This is a genomic window from Stenotrophomonas sp. SMYL89 (genome assembly GCF_036319985.1).
In the GTDB taxonomy this organism is placed as follows: domain Bacteria; phylum Pseudomonadota; class Gammaproteobacteria; order Xanthomonadales; family Xanthomonadaceae; genus Stenotrophomonas; species Stenotrophomonas maltophilia_Q.
Genome location: NZ_JAWIRW010000005.1, coordinates 151,137 through 174,852, shown reverse-complemented (window position 1 = coordinate 174,852; position 23,716 = coordinate 151,137). Strand labels below are relative to the sequence as shown.

General features: G+C 66.9%; 21 protein-coding genes. 6 read left to right on the top strand and 15 right to left on the bottom strand.

The genetic code is table 11. The features are described 5' to 3' along the window. Positions 1–193: 193 nt before the first annotated feature. A complete protein-coding gene (gene purB / locus V3B41_RS08485) occupies positions 194–1,561 on the bottom strand; it encodes an adenylosuccinate lyase (protein ID WP_049428323.1) in 1,368 nt (455 codons plus the stop codon). 294 nt (positions 1,562–1,855) lie between these two features. Between purB and V3B41_RS08480 the strand changes: the two genes are divergently transcribed. Continuing rightward, positions 1,856–3,295 carry a class II fumarate hydratase gene (locus V3B41_RS08480; RefSeq protein WP_049428325.1) on the top strand — a complete coding sequence of 480 codons (1,440 nt, stop codon included), beginning with the start codon at positions 1,856–1,858 and terminating at the stop codon, positions 3,293–3,295. A gap of 108 nt (positions 3,296–3,403) precedes the next feature. Here V3B41_RS08480 and V3B41_RS08475 read toward each other — a convergent pair whose 3' ends face one another. From V3B41_RS08475 to V3B41_RS08450, 6 genes are all read right to left on the bottom strand, one after another. Beyond that, positions 3,404–3,829: a hypothetical protein gene (locus tag V3B41_RS08475; protein WP_033833950.1), complete on the bottom strand. Its 426-nt coding sequence runs from the start codon at positions 3,827–3,829 to the stop codon at positions 3,404–3,406. Between the two features lie 100 nt (positions 3,830–3,929). After that, positions 3,930–4,541, bottom strand: a complete 612-nt coding sequence (locus tag V3B41_RS08470; RefSeq protein ID WP_197633616.1) for a hypothetical protein — start codon at positions 4,539–4,541, stop codon at positions 3,930–3,932. Between the two features lie 30 nt (positions 4,542–4,571). Beyond that, entirely contained in the window at positions 4,572–5,459 is an 888-nt protein-coding gene (locus V3B41_RS08465; protein ID WP_049428329.1) for a DUF4097 family beta strand repeat-containing protein, read from the bottom strand. A gap of 25 nt (positions 5,460–5,484) precedes the next feature. Next, complete coding sequence (locus tag V3B41_RS08460) at positions 5,485–6,513, bottom strand: ABC-2 transporter permease (RefSeq protein WP_197633617.1); 1,029 nt, start codon at positions 6,511–6,513, stop codon at positions 5,485–5,487. Beyond that, positions 6,510–7,385, bottom strand: coding sequence for an ABC transporter ATP-binding protein (locus tag V3B41_RS08455; protein WP_049428333.1), 876 nt, complete (start codon positions 7,383–7,385; stop codon positions 6,510–6,512). The genes V3B41_RS08460 and V3B41_RS08455 overlap by 4 nt, the downstream gene beginning before the upstream one ends. After that, a complete protein-coding gene (locus V3B41_RS08450) occupies positions 7,385–7,744 on the bottom strand; it encodes a GntR family transcriptional regulator (protein ID WP_005410261.1) in 360 nt (119 codons plus the stop codon). Before V3B41_RS08450 ends, V3B41_RS08455 begins: the two co-directional genes overlap by 1 nt. A 609-nt stretch (positions 7,745–8,353) precedes the next feature. Here V3B41_RS08450 and V3B41_RS08445 point away from each other — a divergent pair. The 5 genes from V3B41_RS08445 (at position 8,354) to V3B41_RS08425 (ending at position 12,311) form a co-directional block, all read left to right on the top strand. Next, complete coding sequence (locus V3B41_RS08445; protein ID WP_049428335.1) at positions 8,354–8,941, top strand: glutathione peroxidase; 588 nt, start codon at positions 8,354–8,356, stop codon at positions 8,939–8,941. Between the two features lie 96 nt (positions 8,942–9,037). Beyond that, positions 9,038–10,015, top strand: coding sequence for an FKBP-type peptidyl-prolyl cis-trans isomerase (locus V3B41_RS08440; RefSeq protein WP_049428337.1), 978 nt, complete (start codon positions 9,038–9,040; stop codon positions 10,013–10,015). A gap of 23 nt (positions 10,016–10,038) precedes the next feature. After that, entirely contained in the window at positions 10,039–11,388 is a 1,350-nt protein-coding gene (locus tag V3B41_RS08435; RefSeq protein ID WP_049428339.1) for a UDP-glucose/GDP-mannose dehydrogenase family protein, read from the top strand. Beyond that, positions 11,381–11,623: a SlyX family protein gene (locus V3B41_RS08430; protein ID WP_005410256.1), complete on the top strand. Its 243-nt coding sequence runs from the start codon at positions 11,381–11,383 to the stop codon at positions 11,621–11,623. The genes V3B41_RS08435 and V3B41_RS08430 overlap by 8 nt, the downstream gene beginning before the upstream one ends. Before the next feature lie 10 nt (positions 11,624–11,633). Beyond that, positions 11,634–12,311 (top strand): DUF2058 family protein, encoded by a 678-nt coding sequence (locus V3B41_RS08425; protein ID WP_049428341.1) that lies wholly within the window; start codon positions 11,634–11,636, stop codon positions 12,309–12,311. A 48-nt stretch (positions 12,312–12,359) separates the two neighbouring features. Here V3B41_RS08425 and V3B41_RS08420 read toward each other — a convergent pair whose 3' ends face one another. From V3B41_RS08420 to V3B41_RS08385, 8 genes are all read right to left on the bottom strand, one after another. After that, entirely contained in the window at positions 12,360–13,547 is a 1,188-nt protein-coding gene (locus tag V3B41_RS08420; protein WP_295550781.1) for an MFS transporter, read from the bottom strand. A gap of 486 nt (positions 13,548–14,033) precedes the next feature. Further along, complete coding sequence (locus V3B41_RS08415) at positions 14,034–14,459, bottom strand: DUF2752 domain-containing protein (RefSeq protein ID WP_049427336.1); 426 nt, start codon at positions 14,457–14,459, stop codon at positions 14,034–14,036. Between the two features lie 43 nt (positions 14,460–14,502). Continuing rightward, positions 14,503–14,781, bottom strand: coding sequence for a CD225/dispanin family protein (locus tag V3B41_RS08410; RefSeq protein WP_005411298.1), 279 nt, complete (start codon positions 14,779–14,781; stop codon positions 14,503–14,505). A 34-nt stretch (positions 14,782–14,815) separates the two neighbouring features. Continuing rightward, positions 14,816–15,103, bottom strand: a complete 288-nt coding sequence (locus V3B41_RS08405; RefSeq protein ID WP_005419784.1) for a CD225/dispanin family protein — start codon at positions 15,101–15,103, stop codon at positions 14,816–14,818. A 181-nt stretch (positions 15,104–15,284) separates the two neighbouring features. Then, positions 15,285–17,174: an MFS transporter gene (locus tag V3B41_RS08400; protein ID WP_329860671.1), complete on the bottom strand. Its 1,890-nt coding sequence runs from the start codon at positions 17,172–17,174 to the stop codon at positions 15,285–15,287. A gap of 137 nt (positions 17,175–17,311) precedes the next feature. Beyond that, positions 17,312–18,106, bottom strand: coding sequence for an SDR family oxidoreductase (locus tag V3B41_RS08395; protein ID WP_197620076.1), 795 nt, complete (start codon positions 18,104–18,106; stop codon positions 17,312–17,314). 155 nt (positions 18,107–18,261) lie between these two features. Further along, positions 18,262–20,439, bottom strand: coding sequence for a YccS family putative transporter (gene yccS / locus V3B41_RS08390; RefSeq protein WP_049427333.1), 2,178 nt, complete (start codon positions 20,437–20,439; stop codon positions 18,262–18,264). A 152-nt stretch (positions 20,440–20,591) separates the two neighbouring features. After that, entirely contained in the window at positions 20,592–23,714 is a 3,123-nt protein-coding gene (locus tag V3B41_RS08385; RefSeq protein ID WP_197633758.1) for an efflux RND transporter permease subunit, read from the bottom strand. Positions 23,715–23,716: the final 2 nt, after the last annotated feature.

Genomic DNA, 23,716 nt, shown 5'->3' with positions numbered 1-23,716 from the left:
GGGCGGGTTGGGTTCGCGGGACCGTTGGCGCCATGGATGGCGCCATCGAGCCCCCAGGGATGGGTTTACGGCGTGTCCCGCGAACCCAACCCGCCCCGCCAAGCGAGGCAATAACCCAGAGCCGCCTTTGACGTTGCCGTTGCAGTTGCCTGCCGCAGGCAGCGCCCGCGGCCGCCGCCGCAAAGGAAACCCTTTAGATCTTCTTCGCCAGCGACTCGGCCAGGCCGGTGTAGCTGCCCGGGGTCATCTCCAGCAGTCGTTGCTTCGCCTCCGCCGGCAGCTCCAGCCCCTGCACGAACGCACGCATCGACTCGGCCGTGATGCCCTGGCCACGGGTCAGCGCCTTCAGCTGCTCGTACGGGTTCGGCAGGCCGTGGCGGCGCATCACCGTCTGCACGGCTTCGGCCAGCACTTCCCAGGCCGCATCCAGATCGGCGTCCAGGCGCTGCGGGTTCACTTCCAGCTTGCCCAGGCCCTTGGCCAGCGAATCCAGCGCCACCTGGCTGTGGCCGAACGCGGTGCCCAGTGCGCGCAGCACGGTGGAATCGGTCAGGTCACGCTGCCAGCGGCTGATCGGCAGCTTCGCGCTGAAGTGCTCGAACAGCGCATTGGCGATGCCGAAGTTGCCTTCGGCATTCTCGAAATCGATCGGATTGACCTTGTGCGGCATCGTCGACGAGCCGACTTCGCCTTCCTTCAGGCGCTGCTTGAAGTAGCCCAGTGAGATGTAGCCCCAGATGTCGCGGGCCAGGTCGATCAGGATGATGTTGGCGCGGCGCGCGGCATCGCCGATCTCGGCGACGTTGTCGTGCGGCTCGATCTGCGTGGTGTACGGATTGAACACCAGGCCCAGGCCGGTCACGAAGCGCTCGGCGAAGGCCGGCCAGTCCACGTCCGGGTAGCTGGCGATGTGGGCGTTGTAGTTGCCGACCGCGCCGTTGATCTTGCCGGTCAGCTCGACTGCGGCGATCTGCCTGCGCTGGCGCTCCAGACGGGCGACCACGTTGGCCAGCTCCTTGCCCAGGGTGGTCGGCGAGGCGGTCTGGCCGTGGGTGCGCGACAGCATCGGCTGGCCGGCCTGGGCGTGGGCCAGGGTGCGCAGGGTGGTGGCAATGCCGTCCAGGGTCGGCAGCAGCACCTCGCGGCGGGCCTGTTCCAGCATCAGGCCGTAGCTGAGGTTGTTGATGTCTTCGCTGGTGCAGGCGAAGTGCACGAATTCCAGCGCCGGTGCCAGCTCGGCGTCGTCCTTCAGCTGTTCCTTGATGAAGTACTCCACCGCCTTGACGTCATGGTTGGTGGTGCGCTCGATCTCCTTCACGCGCGCGGCCTGGGCCGGGCTGAAGTTGGCGGCCAGGGCGCGCAGGCGGGCGATGGCGGCGTCGGAGAACGGCGCCAGCTCGACGATGCCCGGTTCGGTGGCCAGGGCCAGCAGCCATTCCACCTCGACCACGATGCGGGCCTTGATCAGGCCGTATTCGGAGAAGATCGGGCGCAGGGCGTCGACCTTGCCGGCGTAACGGCCATCGAGCGGGGACAGGGCGAGCAGGGCGGAATCGGACATGTCGGCAGGGCGGGGACGAGCGGCGGGGCCGATATTCTACGACGTGCCGGGCGGGCGTGCCCTGTAGAGCCGAGCCCACGCTCGGCTGCCCCGTGGGCACCGGATTGCCCGAAACAGCCGAGCATGGGCTCGGCTCTACGCACAAGGGCCCTGCGGATGAAACGATCTGGCCCGTACTCGTCATCCCACCCTGCAGGCAACGGAGTATCGTTGTCGCAGCCGCCAGCCCGGGAAGCGACACCCTGCCAGCCGCCGCTTCCCTTTCCCCAACTGAAGTAGTGCGGAGTCGATGCAATGAGCAAAGCTGCAAGCAAGGGTGGAACCACCGGGTTCCGGATCGAACACGACAGCATGGGCGAGCTGCAGGTGCCTGCCGATGCCCTGTGGGGCGCGCAGACCCAGCGTGCCGTGCAGAATTTCCCGGTCTCGGGCCAGCGCATGCCGCGCGGTTTCATCCGCGCGCTGGGCCTGGTCAAGGGCGCCGCTGCCGGCGTCAATGCCGAGCTGGGCCACCTGCCCAGGACCGTGGCCAAGGCCATCCAGACCGCCGCCGCCGAAGTGGCTGCCGGTGACTGGGACGCGCATTTCCCGATCGACGTCTACCAGACCGGCTCGGGCACGTCGTCGAACATGAATGCCAACGAGGTCATCGCCACCCTGGCCAACCGTGCCGGCAAGGCAGGCAAGACCGTGGTGCACCCCAACGACCACGTCAACCAGGGGCAGAGCTCCAACGACGTGATCCCGACCGCGCTGCGCGTGTCGGCGGTGCTGGCCACGCACGAACAGCTGCTGCCGGCGCTGGTGCACCTGCGCAAGACCCTGGACAAGAAGGGCCGCAGCCTGCGCAAGGTGGTCAAGACCGGTCGCACCCACCTGATGGATGCGATGCCGCTGACCTTCGAGCAGGAATTCGGCGCGTGGTCGGCACAGCTGGCCTCGGCGCAGGAGCGCATCGAGGACAGCCTCAAGCGCGTGCGCCGCCTGCCGCTGGGTGGCACCGCCATCGGCACCGGCATCAACGCCGACCCGCGTTTCGGCGCGCAGGTGGCCAAGGCGCTCAAGCAGCAGACCTCGGTCAAGTTCGACAGTGCCGAGAACAAGTTCGAAGGGCTGGCGGCGCAGGATGACGCGGTGGAGCTGTCCGGCCAGCTCAATGCACTGGCCGTGGCCCTGATCAAGATCGCGAATGATCTTCGCTGGATGAATGCCGGTCCGCTGGCCGGGCTGGGCGAGATCGAACTGCCGGCACTGCAGCCGGGCAGCTCGATCATGCCGGGCAAGGTCAACCCGGTGATTCCGGAAGCGACCGTGATGGCCTGTGCGCAGGTGATCGGCCACCACACCGCGATCACCGTGGCCGGTCAGACCGGTAACTTCCAGCTCAACGTCACCCTGCCGCTGATCGCGGTGAACCTGCTCGATGGCATCGGCCTGCTGGCCAATGTGTCCACCCTGCTGGCCGACAGTGCCATCGCCGGCCTGAAGGTGCGCGAGGACCGCGTGGCTGAGGCGCTGGCGCGCAACCCGATCCTGGTCACCGCGCTGAACCCGATCATCGGCTACGAGAAGGCCGCGGCGATTGCCAAGCGCGCCTACAAGGAACAGCGCCCGGTGCTGGATGTGGCGCTGGAAGACAGCGGCCTGGACGAGGCCGAACTGCGTCGCCTGCTGGACCCGACTGCGCTGACCGCTGGCGGCATCCAGGCCGGTGGTGGTGGCGCTGGCGGTTGATCTGCCGGTTGTAGAGCCGAGCCCATGCTCGGCTACTGCCTGGAACCTGAGCCGAGCATGGGCTCGGCTCTACAAAAGGAAACGCCGCCCTTGGGCGGCGTTCCTGCTTCAGCGACGGTCGGCGACGATGTTGCCGAAAGTGTCGGTGTAATCCTTGAACTCGGGGATGCGCTGGATCAGGTCGGCCGGGATCACCTCCATGCCCTCCGGCGGCTGGATCTTCACCGGCTGCATGTTCGGGTCGGCCGGTGCAGCCACCAGCGTGTTCTGGCGCAGCACCTGCAGCTTGCCGAACATCGTCTGCAGCATCTGCTTCTGTCCGTCGTCCAGCGGAATCTGGATCTCGTCCACCTTCATCGTTCCATCGCCGAGGATGATGATGTTCGGTGCGGGCGGGCGGCGCACGGTCACCATGCCTTCGCTGACGGAAATCTTGGGCTTGCCGCGCTCGGCGCGGTGGTTGCGGTAATCCTTGTCGCAGCCGACCAGGCCCAGGCAGAGCAGGGCGGCCAGCAGCAGGAACAACTTCTTCATGGCGTTCGGTTCGGGGGCATCCGGGGCCCCCATTGTAAGCCTGCCGACGCAGCCGGACCGGCAACGGAAAGCCGCTGCCGGTCGGGTGCGTCGATTTGTCTCAGTTGGAGAACGTGACCGAGTTGTTCTTGCCGCAGTCGTCCACGTCGCTCTGGTCCATGGTCGCGTAGGGCTTGAACGCCGGCAGCTCGCGCGCCAGTGCCTGCTGGCTGGCCAGCATCGCCGGCAGGCGATCACAGATGCGCTTGGCCTGGACCTCGATCTTGGCGGCTTCGGCGTTGATGCGCTTCTCCACGCCTTCACTGTCGCCGCTGAAGATGCCCTTCAGCGCTTCGCCGGCCGCATTGGCACCGAGCTTGGCACCGGCCAGGCCGACGTCCATGCCCGCCATCGCAACGGCAACCACGTGGCCGCGGTACTCCTGCAGGTGGCGGCGCTGGGTGTCGTTGGCCGCGACCTCCTTGCCGGCGATCAGCAGGCGGCCGTCGGGCGTGATCTCCGCACGCGGCTGCTGGTCGGCCGAGATCTTGATGTTGCCCTGGGCGATGTCCTTGCGGGCATCGTCCATGGCTTCCTTGACGGTCTGGCCGACGCCGCTGGTGGCTTCGGCGACGCTCTTGCCGACGGTCTTGTCGGGGGCGGAGGACGTGCCGCCGCAGGCGATCAGCGGCAGGCACAGCAGGGTGGCGGGCAGCAGGCGCAACAGATTCATGATGTTCCCCTGGACGTGTCTGGAAGAGGATTACTTGCTGCGCGGCAGGGTGACCCGGCCGCTGACGTTGCGGTGTTCGACATCGCCGCTGCCGCTGTGATCGACGGTCAGGCTGCCGCGTACGCCGTCCACCTGGATGTCGCCCGAGCCGTGGCTGCGCACATGCACGTTGCCGCCGATGTCGGCCAGGTCGACGCCACCGGAGCCGACCACGCCGACTTCGACGCTGCCCTGCACGCGCTTGAACTCGATGTCGCCCGAGCCGACCGTGTCCAGGCGCGCGTTGCCACGCACATCGGTGATCTTCAGGTCACCCGAACCGACCGTGCCGGTTACGGCGTCGCCGCCGATGTTGTGGGCATTGACGTCGCCCGAACCCAGCGACAGCAGGTTCAGCGAACTGCCGCCGTCGATGTTCAGGTCGCCCGAGCCCACCGCGGCGTGGATGCTGCCGCGCGTACCGCGGGCGACCGCATCACCGGAACCGACATCCACGCTCAGCGACTGTGCGTTCTCCACGCTGGCATCGCCGGAGCCGACCTTGAGCTGCAGCGGCAGGTTGTCCGGCACGCTGCCGTGGATGTCCAGCCAGGCGTAGCTGTTGCCCAGGCTGATGCCACTGTGGCGGCCGTCGCGGCGCAGGCTGACGACCAGCTTGTCGCCTTCCCTGCGCTGGTCCAGCACCAGCTGGTCCAGCCATTCCTGGCTGGAGGCGCAGGCGCGGCCATCCAGCTGGCCACCGCCCTTGCTGGCGACGACCTTCAGGTCGTGCTGGTTCACCTCGATCACCACCGCCCTGGCACCGGCCGTATCCAGCTTCAACGTGCGCGCAGCAGTGAACTTGCAGTTCGGGGCATCGGCAGCGAGTGCCGACAGCGGCAACAGCAACAACGCGGAACAGGCGAGCAGGGAACGCATGGGTGGTGCCTCCGGGTGGATGGAATCAGATCTCGCCGGCGCGCTTGCGCAGGCGGATGGCGAGGAAGATGAACACTGCACCGACGGCCGCACCGATCCACAGTTCCGGCATCGCCAGCGACTTCAGCTGCGAGGCGGGAGACATCAGGCTGACCACCGAGTCCAGGTCGCGGCGCGACCCTTCACCGGCGCCGAGGCGATACAGCAGGTCCATGCCGGGCACGCCGCCCAGCAGCAGGCGGCCGACGATGTTCTGCCAGAACCAGCCGGTGGTCAGGCCGAACAGCGGCATGATCTTGGTGGTGCTGACGATGACGCCGGCAAACAGCGGCAGCATCACCGCCCACAGGAACGGCTTGCTCTTGGCCCAGGCCGAGCACAGCAGCAGCCAGCCTGCAGTAGGCAGGGCCCACAGGGCGTAAACCGGAATCCAGCTCAGGTGGCCAGCGGCCAGGGTCAACGGGCTGGCGGGCCCCCAGATCAGCGCCATCGGGCTGCCGCCGTGCATCAGCGCGACGATGCTGATGATCAGCATGAAGCCGAACATGGTGATGATGCCGGCGACCACCGCGATCAGCGGCGCCACGATCAGTGCGCTGATCAGCTTGGACAGCACGGTCTGGGTGTCCGACAGCGGCAACGACTTCCAGAACAGGATGCTGCGGTCGCGGCGGTCGTCGTACAGGGCGCCCAGGCAATAGAAGAACACCACGAAGGCCAGCACCAGGAACGGCCAGGCCGAGCTGAGCACCAGGGTCAGGTCGAGGCCGTTGCCAAGGTCGGCAAGGTCCTTGCTGTCGATGTTGCGGGTCAGCAGGGCCAGGTCCAGGCCATTGACGTTCACGCTTTCGCCATCGACATGCAGTGCGCCGTTGCGCGCCGCGCGGTTCAGAGCGAACAGGCCGAAGGCGATGCCGACAGTACTCATCACCAGCGAGATCAGGCCGGCGATCAGCGGGGCATACAGGAAACCGCCGCGGTTTTCCCAGTACTCGCGCTTGAGCAGCCAGCGCAGGGTGCCGAGGGGGCTGACGGGGTGGTTGACGGCATTCATGCGTAGGTCCCCTTCATGACGGCGACGAACAGGTCGGCCAGGCCCGGGCTGCGGGTCTCGCCAAGAGTGGAAAGCTGGGCGCGCGGTACGCCGTCGAACAGCATCACGGTCTTGCCGAACGCCAGGCTGCGTTCGTCGATCGGCTTCAGGGCGCGTGCGGTCTCCAGCTGGTCGGCGTTGACCAGCAGTTCGGTGTAGCGCTGGCCGACTTCGTCCATTTCCGCGTCGAGCACGATGCGGCCGTCGCGGATGAACATGACGTCGCTGAGGATGTGCTCGATCTCTTCCACCTGGTGGGTGGTGACGATGATGGTCTTCTGCTCGTCGAAGTAGTCCTCCAGCAGGCGCTGGTAGAACTCCTTGCGGTACAGGATGTCCAGGCCCAGGGTAGGCTCGTCCAGCACCAGGATGCGGGCATCGATGGCCATCACCAGCGCCAGGTGCAGCTGCACGATCATGCCCTTGGACAGTTCGCGCACGCGCTGCTTCGGTTGCAGCTTGGTGTTGGCCAGGAAACGCTCGCAGCGGGCGCGGTCGAAACGCGGGTGCACGCCGGCGACGAAGTCGATCGCCTCGCGCACCTTCAGCCAGCGCGGCAGCACGGCAACGTCGGCGATGAAGCAGATGTCATTCATCAGTTCGTCGCGGTGCAGCCGTGGATCGCGGCCAAGCACGCTCAGCTCACCCTCCACCGAGGTCAGGCCGAGCAGTGCCTTCAATGCCGTGGTCTTGCCGGCACCGTTGGGGCCGATCAGGCCGACGATGCGCCCGCTCGGAATGCTGAAGCTGGCATTGTCGAGGGCAACGGTGGACTTGTAGGCCTTGCGCAGGCCGCGGGCGGTGATGACCGATTCGCTTGCGGTGCTATTCATCAGACTTTCCCCTGGGGCAGCAATTCGTCGAGGCTCAGGCCCAGGCGCTGGATGCGCTCCAGCACGGCCGGCCATTCTTCATTGAGGAAGCGCTCGCGCTCGCTGCTGCGCAGCTGCGTGGCGGCCTGCTCGGTCATGAACATGCCCAGCCCGCGGCGCTTCTCGACCAGGCCTTCGTCGGCCAGTTCCTGGTAAGCACGCGAAACGGTGATGGGGTTCAGTTGGTAATCGGCGGCCACCTGGCGCACCGAAGGCAGGGCATCGCCCGGCTTGAGGATTCCGTCGAGCATCATGGCGATCACGCGCTCCTTCAACTGACGGTAGATGGGAGCGCCGTCGCTCCACTGGATGTCGCTCATATTCAGCTCCGTGGGGTCAGCGGCTGGGCGAACGAGAAATACGGCATGGACAGGGAGCTGTGCAGCCGACGCGGGGGAGGGGGGGAGGGGGAAGTGGCGTTCCCGGCCGGCGAGGCGGTCGCGTCCTGCGCACTGTCAGCGGAGTCGGGGAGGCTGGGCGCGGCCAACCAGGCCAGCACGATCAGGGTCGAAACGGCAGCGGCCGCGGGTGCGGCGAGGTTGCGACGGATCCGGATGTTCATGGCTTCCCCCTGTCTCAGGTGACTGGTGTTGTATGCAACTATAACACCGGCACGCCCATGTGCAACCCCCTGCCGGCCCCAACTGATGGCAGGGGCGGTCAGATCGTTGAAATATCACCTTATTCAATTGATTCTAAAGGGAAATAAAATTGTCGCATTGGCCGGTTCAGGCCGACCTTCCATTCAGCGATGTCCATACCATGTCATCACTTTGCCAACGAAGATCGGCGAAGGGCGCAGTCGCCACGCCGCGCAAAGCCTGGTCCGCGCCCTGCCATCTGGGTCATCGAAGCCCGGTGCTATAGTTCGGCCGATTCCCGGCCGCTGCTGGCCGGGCCCTGTGACTGGCTACCGCGGACCGCTCCTGATGCCCCTGTCGACCGTTACTCCGCGCCGCCTGCGCGGCCTGTCCCTGCTGGCCCTGATGGTGGCCGGTGTCGCCGGTTCCGCCAGCGCCCTGGCCGCCGACCTGCTCGACCTGGACTACCGGCCGCTGGCCAGCAAGCAGCAGGTCAACCTGCAGCAGCGCTATCACGGCCAGGTGCTGCTGGTGGTCAATACCGCAAGCAAGTGCGGCTACACGCCGCAGTACGAAGGACTGGAGGCGCTGCAGAAGCGCTACGCAGGCCGTGGTTTCGCGGTGCTCGGTTTCCCCTCCAATGATTTCAAGGGGCAGGAACCGGGCGACGAAAAGCAGATCCAGGATTTCTGCACGCTCACCTACGGGGTCAAGTTCCCGATGTTCGAGAAGGTGCATGTGGTCGGCGCGGAGGCGACGCCGCTCTATCAACGGTTGACCGCGGCCACCGGCGTGGCACCGGGCTGGAATTTCCACAAGTACCTGGTCGGCCGCGATGGCAAGGTCATCGCCCAGTTCGCCAGCAAGGTGACGCCGGATGATCCGCAGCTGACCGCGGCCATCGACAAGGCGCTGGCTGCAGCCGCCGCACATTGATATCCGGCACGGATGCCTCGACATCGACGGCATGCGTGCGACAATGTCTCTTTTCGCGCCGACGTCGGCGCCCAGACACTTCCAGGAATGCAGCGAATGAAGATGGGAATGCGCGGCGCCGCGGCGTCGGTTCTGATTCTGGCGATGGGCACTTCGGGTGTCGCTCTGTCGCAACAACCGGCTGCCCCCGCAGCCGCCAAGGAGACCGCAACCTTGAATTCCCCGAAGCAGAAGCTCGGCTACGCCATCGGCCTGGACGTGGCCAAGTCGTTCACCCCGATCGCCGATGAGATCGACGTGGCCGCGCTGCGCACCGCCGTGGAGCGTTCGTTCGAAGGCCTGCAGCCGCAGATCACCCAGGAACAGGCCAAGGCCACCGATGCGGCCCTGCGCCAGGTCGTGATGGCCCGCAGCGGCCAGCAGGTGCCGGGCATGGCGCCGGGTTCGCAGCCGCCGAAGGTCGATCGCGTCAAGGTGTCGCAGATGATCGGTTCCTATTCGGTGGGCCCGTCGCTGGCGCAGCTGAAGGACGACATCGATGTTGCCTCGCTGTTTGACGCGATCAGCACCGGCCTGACCAAGGGTCAGCCGAAGATGACGGAAGCTGACGCGACCGCCACCATCCAGGCCTTCATGGGCAGCAAGCAGGCTGAAATGCAGGCCAAGGCCGCCGCTGCTGCGCAGACCAACCGCGAAGAAGGCAATGCCTTCCTGGCCAAGAACAAGACCCAGCCGGGCGTCGTGACGACGGCCTCGGGCCTGCAGTACCAGGTCATCCGCCCGGGCAGCGGCGAGCGCCCGCTGCCGAGCAGCAAGGTGCGCGTGAACTATGAAGGCAAGCTGCTCAACGGCACCGTGTTCGACAGTTCCTATGGTCGTCAGCCGGCCGAGTTCGGCCTGGACCAGGTGATCAAGGGCTGGACCGAGGGCGTTGCGCTGATGCCGGTCGGTTCGAAGTACCGCTTCTGGATCCCGGGCAATCTGGCCTATGGCGAGAATGGCACCCCGGGTGGCCCGATCGGCCCGAACGCGACTCTGACGTTCGACGTCGAGCTGCTGGGCGTCCTGCCGTAAGCCACCACGGAGCCTGCACGGACATGCGCGTTGCGATTTTCGGTACCGGTTATGTAGGTCTGGTGACCGGTACCTGCCTGGCCGACGTCGGTCATCAGGTGGTCTGCGTCGATATCGACCAGGCCAAGGTGGATGGCCTCAACCAGGGCATCATCCCGATCTATGAGCCCGGCCTGGAGCCGATGGTGAAAGCCAACCATGCCGCGTCGCGGCTGGCATTCACCACCGATGCCGCGTCCGCGATCGCGCATGGCCAGGTGCTGTTCATCGCCGTCGGTACTCCGCCGGACGAGGACGGCAGCGCTGACCTGCAGTACGTACTGGCCGTGGCCCGTACCATTGGCCGGCACATGAGCGTGCCGACCGTGGTGGTCAACAAGTCGACGGTGCCGGTGGGCACCGCCGACAAGGTGCGTGCCGCCATTGCCGAGGAACTTGCCGCGCGTGGCGCGGACATCGCCTTCGACGTGGTGTCCAACCCGGAATTCCTGAAGGAAGGCGACGCGGTCGCCGACTGCATGCGCCCGGACCGCATCATCATCGGTGCGACCAGCGAGGAGTCGGTGGCGGTGATGCGTCGCCTGTATGCGCCGTTCAACCGCAACCACGACCGCGTGGTGGAAATGGACGTGCGCTCGGCCGAGCTGACCAAGTACGCGGCGAACGCGATGCTGGCGACCAAGATTTCGTTCATGAACGAAATCGCCAACATCGCCGAGCGTGTCGGTGCCGACGTCGAGCAGGTCCGCCAGGGCATCGGTTCGGACCCGCGCATCGGCTGGCACTTCATCTATCCGGGCGCCGGTTACGGTGGCTCCTGCTTCCCCAAGGACGTGCAGGCGCTGGCCCGCACCGCGCAGCAGCATGGTCTTGAGCCGAAGCTGCTGAACGCCGTGGAAGCGGTCAATGATGCGCAGAAGGGCCACCTGTTCGCCCTCATCCAGCGTCATTACGACAAGGGCGAGGACGAAGGCGTGCGCGGCAGGACGTTTGCCGTGTGGGGCCTGGCCTTCAAGCCGAATACCGACGACATGCGTGAAGCCTCCAGCCGTCGCCTGCTGGCACAGCTGTGGGAGGGCGGTGCCACGGTGCGTGCCTATGACCCGGAAGCGATGCATGAATCGCAGCGCATCTTCGGCGAGCGCGATGACCTGGTGTTCTGCAACAGTGCCGACGAAGCGCTGCAGGGCGCCGACGCGCTGGTGGTGGTCACCGAGTGGAAGCAGTTCCGCAGCCCCGATTTCCAGAAGCTGCGCGAGCAGCTGAAGGACGCGGCGGTGTTCGACGGGCGCAATCTGTACGATCCGGCCGAAGTGGAAGCTGCCGGCCTGGCGTACTACGGCATTGGCCGGGGGCGTTCGCTGCATGTCTGACCTGCTGCCGACCGAACGCGAGCAGGCGCTGGAAGCGCGCCTGGTCGAACTGGAAATGCGCGTGTCCTTCCAGGAACAGGCGCTTGCCGAATTGAGCGATGCGCTGGCCGATGCCCGCATGCAGGGCATGCGCAACGCCGACGTGCTGCGCGTGCTGCTGGAGGACCTGGGCAAGGTCCGCAACGCATTGAATTCTTCCGATCCGGCGAGCGAACCGCCGCCGCCGCACTACTGATCCGAATCCTATGAGCGATACCCTCCGCGACCAGCTGATGGGCCTGGGCTTCAAGCCCGCGCCCAAGCCCGAGCGCAAGAATGATGGCCCCCGCCGTGATGGCCGCCCGCAGGGCAAGGGTGGCACTGGCAATGGAAAGCCGCAGGGCGCAGGCCGGGGCGAGCACAAGCCTGGCGAGCGCCGTGGGCCGGGCGGTCCGGGCAAGTCCGGTGGCCCGGCGCGTGGCCAGGGTCTGCATGGCCCGCGCAAGCCGCGCAGCGCCGAAGAGATGGATCTGGCCAAGGCCTATGCCATCCGTGCGCAGCGCGAGAAGGAAGAGCGCATCGAGACCGAGCGCCTGAAGCAGGAAGAGGCACGCGTGCGCCGCGAGGCGAAGGCCAAGCTGGAAGAACTGCTGAAGGACAAGAGCCTCAATGCCGAGGCGGCAGACATTGCCCGCCACTTCCCGTATGGCGGCAAGATCAAGCGCATCTACGTGACCGCCGAACAGCTGACCGCGCTCAATGCCGGTGAACTGGGCGTGGTCCAGCTCAATGGCCGTTACCTGCTGGTGACCGCCGAAGTGCTGGCACAGTCCGAAGCGGTGTTTGCCGCATCGGTGGCACTGAAGGTCGACCCGAACGCACCGGCCGAGGAGGATCCCTACGCGGATCCGCAGTACCAGGTACCGGACGACCTGGTCTGGTAACTGCACCTGCTGCACGATGAAAACGCCGGGCATTGCCCGGCGTTTTCGTTACCGGGCGCGCGCAGCACTGCGGCGTGCACGGATCAACGGCAGGCTCAGCGCGAAGAAGCACAGCAGGGCGCCGACCAGGGCGAACCCGCTACCGGCGAGGAAGGCCGTGCGTCCCTCGTCGATCTTCCACAATTGGCCGGCGATGAGCGCGCCCAGCACGCCGCCGACACCGGACGAGAATCCGTACAGCAGGCCCTGGCCATGGCCGTTGAGGCGACCCGGGAAGTAGGTCGCCAGCATCTGCATCGCCGCCGCGAAGAACGCGGCAAAGCCCAGCGCGTGCGCGGTCTGCGCAAGCAGCATCACCGGCAGGTTTTCCGGGAACAGCGCGGTCACCGCCCAGCGCAGGCAGGAGCTGACCAGGGCGATCAGCAGCATCCAGCTGGCGTCATAGCGGCGGAAGAAACGGCCGATGGTGAAGAACACGCCCACTTCGAACACCACGCCGATGGTCCAGAGCAGGCCGAGCGTGGACGTGCGATAGCCGTGGTGGTCCATGTAGACCGAGAAGAAGGTGTAGTACGGGCCGAACGAGAGCTGCTCCATGAAAGCGGCGAGGAAGAACGCCAGCACCGGCGGGCGCCGCACGATCTGCCAGAAGCCGCTGGCGTCGCCGCCGGTCCTGCCGATGTTGCGTGCGTAGTGGTTGCTGAAGGCCGAGGCAACCAGCAGGACGAACAGCGGCAGCATCATCCAAGGCAGCAGCCCCGCGCGGCTGGCAGTGCCGTCACCTTCGATCAGCCAGCCGAACAGGGTGACGATGGCGATGAAGCCGAGCGAACCCCAGACCCGGATCAGGCCGTAGCGATGGCTGTCGCTGCCGAGATGGGTGAGGGTGATCGACTCGAACTGCGGCATCACCGCGTTGTAGAAGAAGCAGAACACGATCATCGCTGGATACATCCACGGCTGCGGCAGGGGCAGCAGGAATGCGGCAAAGCTGATCAGGGTCAGCACGCAGCCGGCGCGCAGCAGGCGGATCGGCCGCGGTGAGGTGGCCGCCAGCGAGGTCCAGGCACTGGGTGCGACCACGCGGGTGGCGTACCACAGGCCCATCATCACGCTGATGGCGGTCACGCTCATCCCGCGCGCGGTGAGGAACAGGCTCCAGTAGGGCGTGAAGGCGCCCAGCGCCGCGTAATAGAACAGGTAGAAGCTGGATAGGCGGGCAGCGGGAACGGTCATCGCGGGAATCATGCACGGTAGCGGCGGGGGCGGGCCGGGGGGGGGGGGGGGGGGGGGGGGGGGGGGCGGCGCGGCCCCCGGGGCGGGGGGGGGGGGCGCGGGGGGGGGGGGGCGGGCCCCCCCCCCCCCCCCGCGGGGGGGCGCCCCCCCCCCCCCCCCCCCCCCCCCCCCCCCCCCCCCCCCCCCCACCCCGCCTTCGACAGTTTTCCGTGCACTGACGTTCTGTAGAGCCGAGCCATGCTCGGCTCCGAGCGAGCGCAGCGAAGCGATCCGCTTTTGAACTTCTTTTTCTTTTCCGTGGTGGGCGCACACGGAAACTGTCCGTGGCCGGGCGGGATGGGTTTGCGGGGGTGTCCGCGGCATGGATGCCGCGGCCAAGCCTCCACGGACGGATTCACGGCGTCCCCCGCAAACCCATCCCGCCCGGCCAATCCCATGATCGACAAACGCCGCCCACCACGAGGGGCTGCGCCGTTGGCTGGAATCCTAGATCGGTGCCAGCGCGGTAAACGGTGCCCACGGCAGGTTGCGCAGCAGCGCATACCCGGGCAGCACCCAGAGCCAGAACGTGGGATTGGCCAGTACCCGCATCAGCGGGTCGAGCACGCGTGGGCGGATGCCGGCGATGTTCAGCAGCATCAACAACAGGAACGGCAGGCTGATGACCAGCAACGGGTTCATCGCCATCGCGCCGGGCAGGTCGAAGTGGACCAGGGAATACAGGCAGCGCGTGCTGCCACACCCCGGGCAGTACAGGCCGGTCAGCGCGTACAGCGGGCAGCTCGGCAGCGGATTGCCGGCGACATACGGGTTGACGTTGCGCAGCACCACCGTGGCACCTGCGGCCAGGCCGGCGGAAACCAGCAGCGGCGCCCAGCGGGCGAGTCGGGAACGGATGGGAAGCGCGGACATGCAACAACGGATCCGGCGCAGGCGCCGGATCCGTCCAGGCGTATCAGTAGCCGCTGTTGCTCATCGCGCCCATGCCGCCGAGCACAACGAAGAACAGCACGTACAGCACGACCAGCACGGCCCAGGCGATGGCCGACCAGATGGCCCACTTCTTGGCCTTGGCGGCGGAGTCCTGGGCGCCGGCGATGTCGCCAGCGGCCAGCTTGCCGTTGACCTGTGCGGCGTAGACGATCGACACGATGCCGGCCGGCAGGCAGCAGAACAGGGTGGTCAGGATCGCCCAGACCAGGTTGTTCGGGACCTGCGGAGTAGCGGTATTCATGGGTTCAAGCTCCTTGATGGGTGGTGGTGGTGAATCATTGGTCGGAAAGAGCGCCCAGTACGGCCAAGCCGCCGAACAGCCCGAACCACAACAGCAACAGGACCGGCAGGGCCACGGCCGAAGCCACTGCCCACCAGCCCGCCTTGCGCGACGCGCTGTAGGCCCCCGGCAGGTCGCCGGCCGCGCGGCGGCCATCGACCTGGGAGGCATAGACGATCGACACCACGCCCAACGGCAGGCAGCAGAACAGCGTCGTCAGGATCGCCCAGACCAGATGGTTGGGGATGTAGACCGGACGGCTGAGCGGTGGTGGTTGATTCAAAGCGAGACTCCATTCCTTGGTGGCCGGCCTTGGTGAATCGGCCGAACCTCCCCCCTGTGGGTGCGTAATCTACCGCAACCGGCGTTGCATGTATGCGTTTACACGCACGGCATGCCGTGTTCGCCACTGGACGCTGGCGTATGTGGAGAGGTCACTCCACCCGCCAGGCTGGCCGATTCCGTCAGGCGTGATCGCCGCGCAGGGCCCGCACCTGGCCCTCCAGCGCTTGGGCGTTGGCGGTGTGGCCATCCACGGCCGGTGCCGCCACCACTTCGACGGTGGCGCGGAAACGGCGCGGCACCCGCATGCGGCCCAGGCGGCTGTCGCGCCGGCTCCACATGCTCGACCACATGCCGCGCAGGGCCATCGGCACCACCGGCACCGGACGCCGTTCGAGGATCTTCTCGACGCCGGATTTGAACGGGGCCATCGCGCCGTCCTTGGTCAGTGCGCCTTCCGGGAAGATGCAGACCAGCTCACCTTCGGCCAGCGCGGCGTCGATCTCATCGAACGCGCGCTGCATCAGCGCCGGGTCCTCGCGTGCACCGGCAATCGGGATCGCCTTGGCGGTGCGGAAGATCCAGCGCATCACCGGAATGTTGAAGATCCTGTAGTACATGACGAAGCGCACCGGGCGCGGGATCGTCGCCGACAGGATCAGTGCGTCCATGTAGCTGACATGGTTGCAGACCAGCAGCGCGGCGCCTTCGTCGGGCACGTTGGCTTCGATGCCATGCGGCCGCAGCCGGTACAGCGTGCGCACCATCACCCAGCTGAGGAAGCGCATCAGGAATTCGGGGACGATGGTGAAGATGTAGATCGCCACCAGCGCGTTGGCGATGGCCAGCGCGAGGAACTGCTGCGGGATGGTCCAGTGCAGCAGCTTGTGCGCGGCCAGCGACAGCAGTGCGGCGGCCACGATGAAGCCGGAATTCTGGATGTTCAGCGCGGCGAACACGCGCGACATCTGCGCTTTGGGCGTACGGCTCTGGATCAGCGCGAACAGCGGAACCACGAAGATGCCGGTGAACAGGCCGATGCCGATCAGGTCGATGACGATGCGGAGGCTGCCGGGCTGTTGCAGGAAGCTGCCGACGGTCAGCCCGTGCGCGGTCGCCTCGCCGCTGCGGGCGAAGTACAGGTCGAGCAGGAAGGCGGTCATGCCGAACGCACCCAGCGGCACCAGCCCGATTTCCACCGTGCGCGCGGACAGCTTTTCGCACAGCAGTGAACCGACCCCGGTACCGACCGAGAACAGGGCGAGGGCGAAGATGTACAGGATCGGCTCGCCGCCGAGGTTGGTTACGGCGTAGGCCGGCAGCTGCGAGGTCAGCACGGTGCCGACGAACCAGAACCAGGACACGCCCAGGATTGAATTGCGCACGGCCTTCTGTTGGCGCGCCATGCGCAGCACTGCCAGCGATTCCGGCAGCGGGTTCCAGTTGATCTTCAGGTTGGGATCGCCGGCATCGACCTTGGGAATCAGCCGTGCGGCGATGTTGCCGCAGATCGCCAGCGCGATGATCGCGCACGCGGCCACCACCGTGCCATGACTGCCGGCTACGGTGAACACCAGGCCGCCGACGATCATGCCGGACAGGATCGACATCGAGGTGCCCATCTCGACCAGGCCGTTGCCACCGGTCAGTTCCTCGGGCTTGAGCACCGACGGCAGCACCGAATACTTCACCGGGCCGAACAGGGTCGATTGCATGCCGGTGCAGAACAGGGCGACCAGCAGCACCGGCAGGCTCTGGGTGAGGAAGCCGGTAGCAGCCAGCGACATGATCACGATCTCCATGGTGGTGGTGATCACGATCAGCCGCGATTTTTCCAGCTTGTCGGCGATCTGCCCGGCCAGTGCCGAGAACAGGAAGTACGGCAGGATGAAGATGGCCGGTGCCAGCGTGGCGTACAACCCCAGTTCTTCCTCCGGCACGGCCATGAACAGCAACATGCTGATGATCGCCTGCCGGTACACGTTGTCGTTGAACGCACCCAGCGCCTGGACGACGAAGAACGGCAGGAAACGGCGCTGGCGCAGCAGGGCGAACTGGTTGTGACCGGACATGGAACCTCCTTGACCGGCGCAGCCTAGCATTCCTGCCCGTGTGTCGGGACTGCGGTGGGGCGATCCACGCATGGCGTGGATCTCCCCAGACCCCATGTCGGTGGGTGCGGACCGTTGGCCCGCACACCTGCAGAACTTCAGACGATATCGTCGACCACGCCGCCATCCACGCGCAGTGCCGCACCGGATGTGGCCGAAGCCTGCGGGGACGCCAGGTACACCACCATGTTGGCCACTTCCTCGACCGTGGCAGTGCGCTGGATCACCGAAGACGGCCGGTGTGCCATGACGAATTCGCGGCCGATCTGCTCCAGCGGCTTGCCACTGCGCTGGCGTTCATCTTCGAACATTGCCGCGAAGCCATCGGACAGGGTCGGGCCGGGCAGCACCGCATTGACGGTGACACCACTGCCGGCCACGCGCTTGGCCAGGCCGCGCGACAGCGACAGCTGCGCGGTCTTGCTGACCCCGTAATGGATCATGTCGGCGGGAATGTTGCGTGCCGATTCGGAGGAGATGAACAGCACGCGGCCCCAGCCGGCGTCGACCATCGCCGGCAGCAGCGCCCGCGACAGGCGCACGCCGGACATCACGTTGGTCTGCCAGTAGCGCTCCCAGGTGGCGTCTTCGGTCTCGAAGAAGTCCTCGGGGCCGAAGATGCCGGCGTTGTTGACCAGAATGTCGACCTTGGGCAGGCCGGCCAGCAGGGTATCGACGCCGGCTGCATCGGAGAGGTCGGCGGCGACGCCAGTCACCTCGGCACCCGGAACGGCGGCGAGCACGCGCTGGCGGGCGCGTTCGACGCTGTCGGTGCTGCGGCCATTGAGAATGACCCGCGCACCCGCTGCGGCGAGACCCTGGGCGATCGCCAGGCCGATGCCGGCGGTGGATGCGGTGACCAGCGCGGTGCGGCCGGCGAGTTCGATCTTCATGGGGGCGTCCAGGAGCAGAGGATCACCCAGTATCCGCGCGGGAACGTGATCGGGATGCAGCGCCAAGCGCAACGCGCTGTTGCGCACGGCACAGTAGATCCACGCCACGCGTGGAAGCAGCACCGGTAGCGCCGGGCCATGCCCGGCGGCAGTTGTCAGGTGAGCGTACGCACTGCCTCATTCGCCGCCGCCCGCACTTTCGGCAGCAACCGCAGCACCAGCGCCATCTGCGTGCGTATCAGCTGCAGCTTCGGCGGCATCGCCTCATCGATCTGTTCCAGCTCGGCGGCCACCGCGCGATCAGCATCGTTGTCATCTTCGGCGACTGGCTGGCGTGCGGCCAGGGCGGTGGCCAGCTGCTGCAGCGCCTTGCGCACGCGATCACCGGCCGCCAATGCCAGCGGATCACTGGCGTAGCTGTCCACCTGGTCGCGGTGCGCGCCAAGCGCCGAGAGGTGGCCCAGCAGGGTGTTGGACAGGGCCAGGAAGTGGAAGCCGGCATCCAGGTTGCGGCGCACGTGGCCGGGCTCACGCAGCATGTTCGACAGCGCGGTGGACAGCGCGGCATCGGCGTTGTGCATGTCGCGGCGGGCGATGCGATAGGCCAGGTCATCGCGCATGCCGCTGCGGTACTGGCCCAGCACCGAATCGAGGTAGCGCGCGGCGGTATCCAGCACCCGCGCCAGCACCCGATGCAGCTGGCGGCCCTGCCAGTCGGGCAGGATCAGGAACGCGGCGGCGGCGGCGATCGCGCAGCCCAGCAGCGTATCGACCATGCGCGGCACGATCAGCACGAAGCCATCGCCGATCAGGTTGAAGCAGGTCAGGGCCATCACGGTGATCGCCGCCGATGCCACCAGGTAGCGATCGGTACGGGTGAAGAAGAACAGCAGCGCCGACAGCAGCGCGATCAGCAGCTGTACGTGCAGCTGCGGGAACAGCTGCAGCAATGCCCAGGTGAGCACGAGGCCGGCCACGGTGCCGACGATGCGCTGCGCCAGGCGCTGGCGGGTGGCACCGAAGTTGGGTCGGCACACGAATACGATGGTCAGCAGTACCCAAGAACCGTTCTGTGCGTTGAACAGCCGGATGGCCGCGAAACCGGCGATCAGTGCCAGCGCCATGCGCAAGCCATGGCGGAACAGCACCGAGCCGGGCGTGAGCTGCTGGCGCAGGCGCACGCCCATCTCGCGCAGGGTGTGCGGATTGCTGTCGCGCAGGCGCGTATCGACATTGTCGAGGCTGGCCTCGGAGCGTTCGGCGTCCAGCAGGCGGCGCTCGATGCTGCGCAGGTTGTGCACCAGCAGGTCCAGCGAGCCCAGCAGGCGCTGCCACTGCGGGCGCTGCTGGTCGCGCAGGTAGGCCAGCGCATCGGCCAGATCGCGCCCGGCCTGCTGGTTGCTTTCGCCATACACGAACGGACGGCGCAGGCGGATCGCCTCGCCCAGCCGCGCGCAGGCCTGGCCCTGCAGGTCGAGCAGGCGCTGGCAGCGGTACAGCACGTCGCTGTGGAAGAAGGCGTCGACCAGCGCGCCATACGGGTAGTGCGAGGAGCTGGCGCGCTCGTGGAAATCCTGCGCCATGTAGTACAGGCGCAGGTACAGGCCGGAGTTCACCCCGGGCCGGCCGGAGCGGCCGAAGCGGGCCAGGATCGCCGTCTTGGCCTCGTTCAACGCGCCGACCACGCGCCGGTTCTGCTCGGCCAGATCGAGCTGGCGGCGTTGCAGGTCGGCCTCGCGCACCGGCTCGAACAGGGCGGCCTTCAGCTGCAGGTAGCGGCCCAGTTCGATGTAGAGCCGCGCCACGCGCTCGCGCACCGGGCGGTTGGCGAACAGCGTGGTCCACAGGATCGACAGCAGTCCGTACCAGACGGCACCCGCCAGCAGGTGGCTGACGGCGTCCAGCGCGCTGTGCAGATCGGTAGCGCCATGCTGCTCCAGGCCGATCATGGTGTAGATCGCCAGCGTTACCGTGGCTTGGGCGATGGATGCGTAGCGCTCGCCGAGTGCGCCGAGCAGGGTCAGGCAGAAGGTGGACAGTGCCAGCGCGCCGATGAAGATCCACGGCCACGGGAACAGCCAGATCACCGAGGCTGCAGCGATACAGAAACACAGCAGCGACAGCAGTACCGCCTTTGTCCGGCCCCACCAGTTGTCGTCGGTTTCGGCGATGGCACTGGCGATGATGCCGAGGAACACGCCGGGCAGCGCCGTGAGCGCGTCCAGATGCCAGCACACGGCAAGCGCCGCCGTCAGGGCGATGAACACCCGCAGGCCATAACTGGCCTTCTCGTGGGCCCACAAGCGGCTGAGGCGGGATTGGCGGGCGGACATGCAGGCTCGGTGGAAGGATCGAGCTCCATTATTGCGGGGTGCGCGTGAAATATGGAGTGCGGATCGTCGGTCCGCACCCACCATCCGCATCCGCCGGGCATGGCCCGGCGCTACCGTTTCAGTCGATCCGCGCCATGCGAGGATGGGCCCTTCTACGCCCGCTGCGCGCGCTTGAGCAGCTTCGCTTCGCGCTTGCGTGCACGACGTGCCCGCCAGCGTTCGGCCAGGCAGGAGAAGATCACGTACAGCGCCGGCGTGCTGAGCAGGGTCAGGCTCTGCGAGAACAGCAGGCCGCCGATCATCGCGATGCCCAGCGGACGCCGCAGCTCGGACCCTTCGCCCAGGCCGATCGCCAGCGGCACCGCCGCCAGGATCGCCACCATCGTGGTCATCATGATCGGGCGGAAGCGCACGATGCTGGCCTCGCGCGCGGCATCGCGCGGCGCCAGCCCATGCTCGCGCTGCGCCACCAGCGCGAAGTCGATCATCATGATCGCGTTCTTCTTGACGATGCCGATCAGCAGCACCAGCGCGATCATCGAGATCACCGACAACTCGGTGTTGGTGCCGAACAACGCCAGCAGCGCACCCACGCCCGCCGCCGGCAGCGTGGACAGGATGGTGACCGGGTGGATCAGGCTCTCGTAGAGCATGCCCAGCACCAGGTACACGGTCAGGATCGCGGCAAACACCAGGATCAGCATGTCGCTGGGGTCGGAGTTGAAGCCGAAACCGGCGTCATCGGCCAGGCGGATGTCGCCGGGCATGCGCATGCCGGCCACCGTGGCATCGATGATCGCCTTGGCCTCCCCCATGCTCACGTCCGGCGCCAGGTTGTAGCTCAGGTCCATCGTCGTGTACTGGTTTTCATGGGTGATCTGCGACGGCGCCAGCCCCGGTACCTGGGTCGCCACCGCGGTGATCGGCACCATGTCGCCGTTGCGCGCACGCACGTACACCTCGTCCAGCGCCGCCGGTGTGGCCGTCTGCGAGGGCAGGGCGTTGACCACCACGCTGTACTGGTTGATGTCGGAGTAGATGGTGGAGATCTGGCGCTGGCCGAACGCACCGTACAGCGCGCCATCGATGGCGCCGACGGTGATGCCCAGGCGCGCGGCCTTGGCGCGGTCGATCTCGATGTTCTGGCGCAGGCCGGCGTTGTCCACGTCGGTGCCGACGTCGCGCAGCTTCGGGTTCTTCTTCAATTCCGCCTGCAGCTTTGGCAGCCATTCCTGAAGCGATGCCAGGTCGTTGCCCTGCAGCGAGATGCGGTACTGCGCGCCCTGGCTGGAACCGCCGCCATCGTTGCTGGGAAGATCCTGGATCGCGCGCAGGCGCAGCTGCAGGTCGGGGTAACGGTCGGCCTTGGCGCTCAACCGTGCCAGCGCATGCGCGGTGGTTTCGCGGCGGCCGTCGCTGCGCGACTTCAGCTCGATGTTGAACTGTGCGCTGGAGCCCTGGCGGCCACTGCCCAGGCGCACGCCCACGGTCTTCACCGCGGGGTCGGCCATCAGCATGTCGGTGATGCGGCGCTGGCGGGCCACCATGTCCTCGAAGGACACGGTGGCACTGGAGTTGGCACGGCCCCAGATCAGGCCGGTGTCCTGCGGCGGGAACGCGCCCTTCTTCACCGCGCCGAACAGGAAGACGGTGACGCCGATCAGGATCAGCGGGGTCAGCGACAGCAGCAGCGCGTGGCGCAGCGAGAAGTCGAGGAACACGGTGTAGACGCGCAGCATGCGTTCGTGGCCGGCATCGAGCCAGCGGCCGAAGCGCGACGGCGGCGCAGCGTGATCGTGGGCGCTGAGGAAGCGGCTGCACAGCGCCGGGGTGAGCGTAAGCGAGACGATCATCGACACCACGATCGCCGCCACCAGGGTGACGGTGAACTCGCGGAAGAACGCGCCCATCATGCCGCTGGCGAACAGCAGCGGGATGAATACCGCCACCAGAGAGGCGGTGATCGAGACGATGGTGAAGCCGATCTCGCGTGCACCGGTCAGCGCCGCCTGCATGCGCGGCATGCCCTCGTCGAGGTGGCGCATGATGTTCTCGATCACCACGATTGCGTCGTCGACAACGAAGCCGATCGCGATCACCAGCGCCAGCAGGCTCAGGTTGTTCAGGGTGAAGCCCATCACGTACATCACCAGCGCGGCACCGGCCAGCGACAGCGGCACGGTCACCGCGGCGATCAGCGTCGGTGCCAGCCGGCGCAGGAACAGCGCCATGGTCAGCACCACCATCGCCAGGCTGATCAGCAGGGTGATCTGCACTTCATGCAGCGACGAACGGATGGTCGGCGTACGGTCGAAGTACGGCGTCATCGTGGTGCCCGGCTGCAGGTAGTCGCGCAGGGTCGGGATCTGTGCCTTGACCCGGTCCACGGTCTCCACGATGTTGGCGCCGGCACGGGTGAACACGTACATCACCACCGCCGGTTTGTGGTCGAACCACGCGGCCTGGTAGGCGTCCTGCTGGCCGTCGTAGACATTGGCGACGTCCTTGAGACGGATCACCCGGCCATCGCCCTGCGTCTTGACCACCAGGTCGGCGAAGTCGGCGGCGCGCGCCACCGAGTCGTTGGCAATGATCGCGGTGGTGGTGTTGCCATCGCTGAGGAAGCCGGTGGGCGAGGTCACGTTGGCCGCGCGCACGGCGTTGCGCAGGTCATCGGCGGTCAGGCCCAGCGCGTTCATCAGGCGCAGGTTGACGTCCACGCGTACCGCTGGCGTCGAGGCACCGGCGATGTCGACCGAAGCAACGCCGCTGATCTGGCGGATGCGCTGCGCCAGCAGCGAATCGGCCACGTTGTACAGCTCGTCGGCCGACTGCGTCTGCGAGGTCAGCGCGATCGCAATCACCGGGTCGTCGTTCGGGTTCGCCTTCTGGTACATCGGCGAGCCCATGCCCGAGGGCAGGTCGGCCTGTGCCGAGTTGATCGCGGTCTGTACGTCCAGCGCGGCCGAATCGATGTTGTGGCCGCTCTGGAAGATCATGAACACCAGCGAGCTGCCTTCCGAGCTCGACGAGCGCATGCGGTCGATGCCCGGCAGCTGGCCAAGGTGGCGTTCCAGCGGCGCGGTGACCGTGGAGGCCATAGTCGCCGCGTCGGCGCCGGACTGGCTGGCGTGCACGAAGATCACCGGGATCTCGATGTTCGGCAGCGCCGACACGCCCAGGCGCAGGTAGCAGATCAGGCCGACCATGAACAGGCCGATGGCCAGCAGCGCGGTGCCGATCGGGCGGCGGATGAAGGGGCCGGACAGGTTCATCG

What these genes read in the sequence shown, in the direction of transcription:
- V3B41_RS08430 (WP_005410256.1), top strand. Translation starts at nt 11,381, where the DNA reads ATGTCTGACCTGCTGCCGACCGAACGCGAGCAGGCGCTGGAAGCGCGC.
- V3B41_RS08425 (WP_049428341.1), top strand. Translation starts at nt 11,634, where the DNA reads ATGAGCGATACCCTCCGCGACCAGCTGATGGGCCTGGGCTTCAAGCCC.
- V3B41_RS08445 (WP_049428335.1), top strand. Translation starts at nt 8,354, where the DNA reads ATGCCCCTGTCGACCGTTACTCCGCGCCGCCTGCGCGGCCTGTCCCTG.
- V3B41_RS08480 (WP_049428325.1), top strand. Translation starts at nt 1,856, where the DNA reads ATGAGCAAAGCTGCAAGCAAGGGTGGAACCACCGGGTTCCGGATCGAA.
- V3B41_RS08400 (WP_329860671.1), bottom strand. Translation starts at nt 17,174, where the DNA reads ATGTCCGGTCACAACCAGTTCGCCCTGCTGCGCCAGCGCCGTTTCCTG.
- purB (WP_049428323.1), bottom strand. Translation starts at nt 1,561, where the DNA reads ATGTCCGATTCCGCCCTGCTCGCCCTGTCCCCGCTCGATGGCCGTTAC.
- V3B41_RS08415 (WP_049427336.1), bottom strand. Translation starts at nt 14,459, where the DNA reads ATGTCCGCGCTTCCCATCCGTTCCCGACTCGCCCGCTGGGCGCCGCTG.
- V3B41_RS08475 (WP_033833950.1), bottom strand. Translation starts at nt 3,829, where the DNA reads ATGAAGAAGTTGTTCCTGCTGCTGGCCGCCCTGCTCTGCCTGGGCCTG.
- V3B41_RS08470 (WP_197633616.1), bottom strand. Translation starts at nt 4,541, where the DNA reads ATGAATCTGTTGCGCCTGCTGCCCGCCACCCTGCTGTGCCTGCCGCTG.
- yccS (WP_049427333.1), bottom strand. Translation starts at nt 20,439, where the DNA reads ATGTCCGCCCGCCAATCCCGCCTCAGCCGCTTGTGGGCCCACGAGAAG.
- V3B41_RS08455 (WP_049428333.1), bottom strand. Translation starts at nt 7,385, where the DNA reads ATGAATAGCACCGCAAGCGAATCGGTCATCACCGCCCGCGGCCTGCGC.
- V3B41_RS08410 (WP_005411298.1), bottom strand. Translation starts at nt 14,781, where the DNA reads ATGAATACCGCTACTCCGCAGGTCCCGAACAACCTGGTCTGGGCGATC.
- V3B41_RS08435 (WP_049428339.1), top strand. Translation starts at nt 10,039, where the DNA reads ATGCGCGTTGCGATTTTCGGTACCGGTTATGTAGGTCTGGTGACCGGT.
- V3B41_RS08440 (WP_049428337.1), top strand. Translation starts at nt 9,038, where the DNA reads ATGAAGATGGGAATGCGCGGCGCCGCGGCGTCGGTTCTGATTCTGGCG.
- V3B41_RS08420 (WP_295550781.1), bottom strand. Translation starts at nt 13,547, where the DNA reads ATGACCGTTCCCGCTGCCCGCCTATCCAGCTTCTACCTGTTCTATTAC.
- V3B41_RS08460 (WP_197633617.1), bottom strand. Translation starts at nt 6,513, where the DNA reads ATGAATGCCGTCAACCACCCCGTCAGCCCCCTCGGCACCCTGCGCTGG.
- V3B41_RS08395 (WP_197620076.1), bottom strand. Translation starts at nt 18,106, where the DNA reads ATGAAGATCGAACTCGCCGGCCGCACCGCGCTGGTCACCGCATCCACC.
- V3B41_RS08450 (WP_005410261.1), bottom strand. Translation starts at nt 7,744, where the DNA reads ATGAGCGACATCCAGTGGAGCGACGGCGCTCCCATCTACCGTCAGTTG.
- V3B41_RS08385 (WP_197633758.1), bottom strand. Translation starts at nt 23,714, where the DNA reads ATGAACCTGTCCGGCCCCTTCATCCGCCGCCCGATCGGCACCGCGCTG.
- V3B41_RS08465 (WP_049428329.1), bottom strand. Translation starts at nt 5,459, where the DNA reads ATGCGTTCCCTGCTCGCCTGTTCCGCGTTGTTGCTGTTGCCGCTGTCG.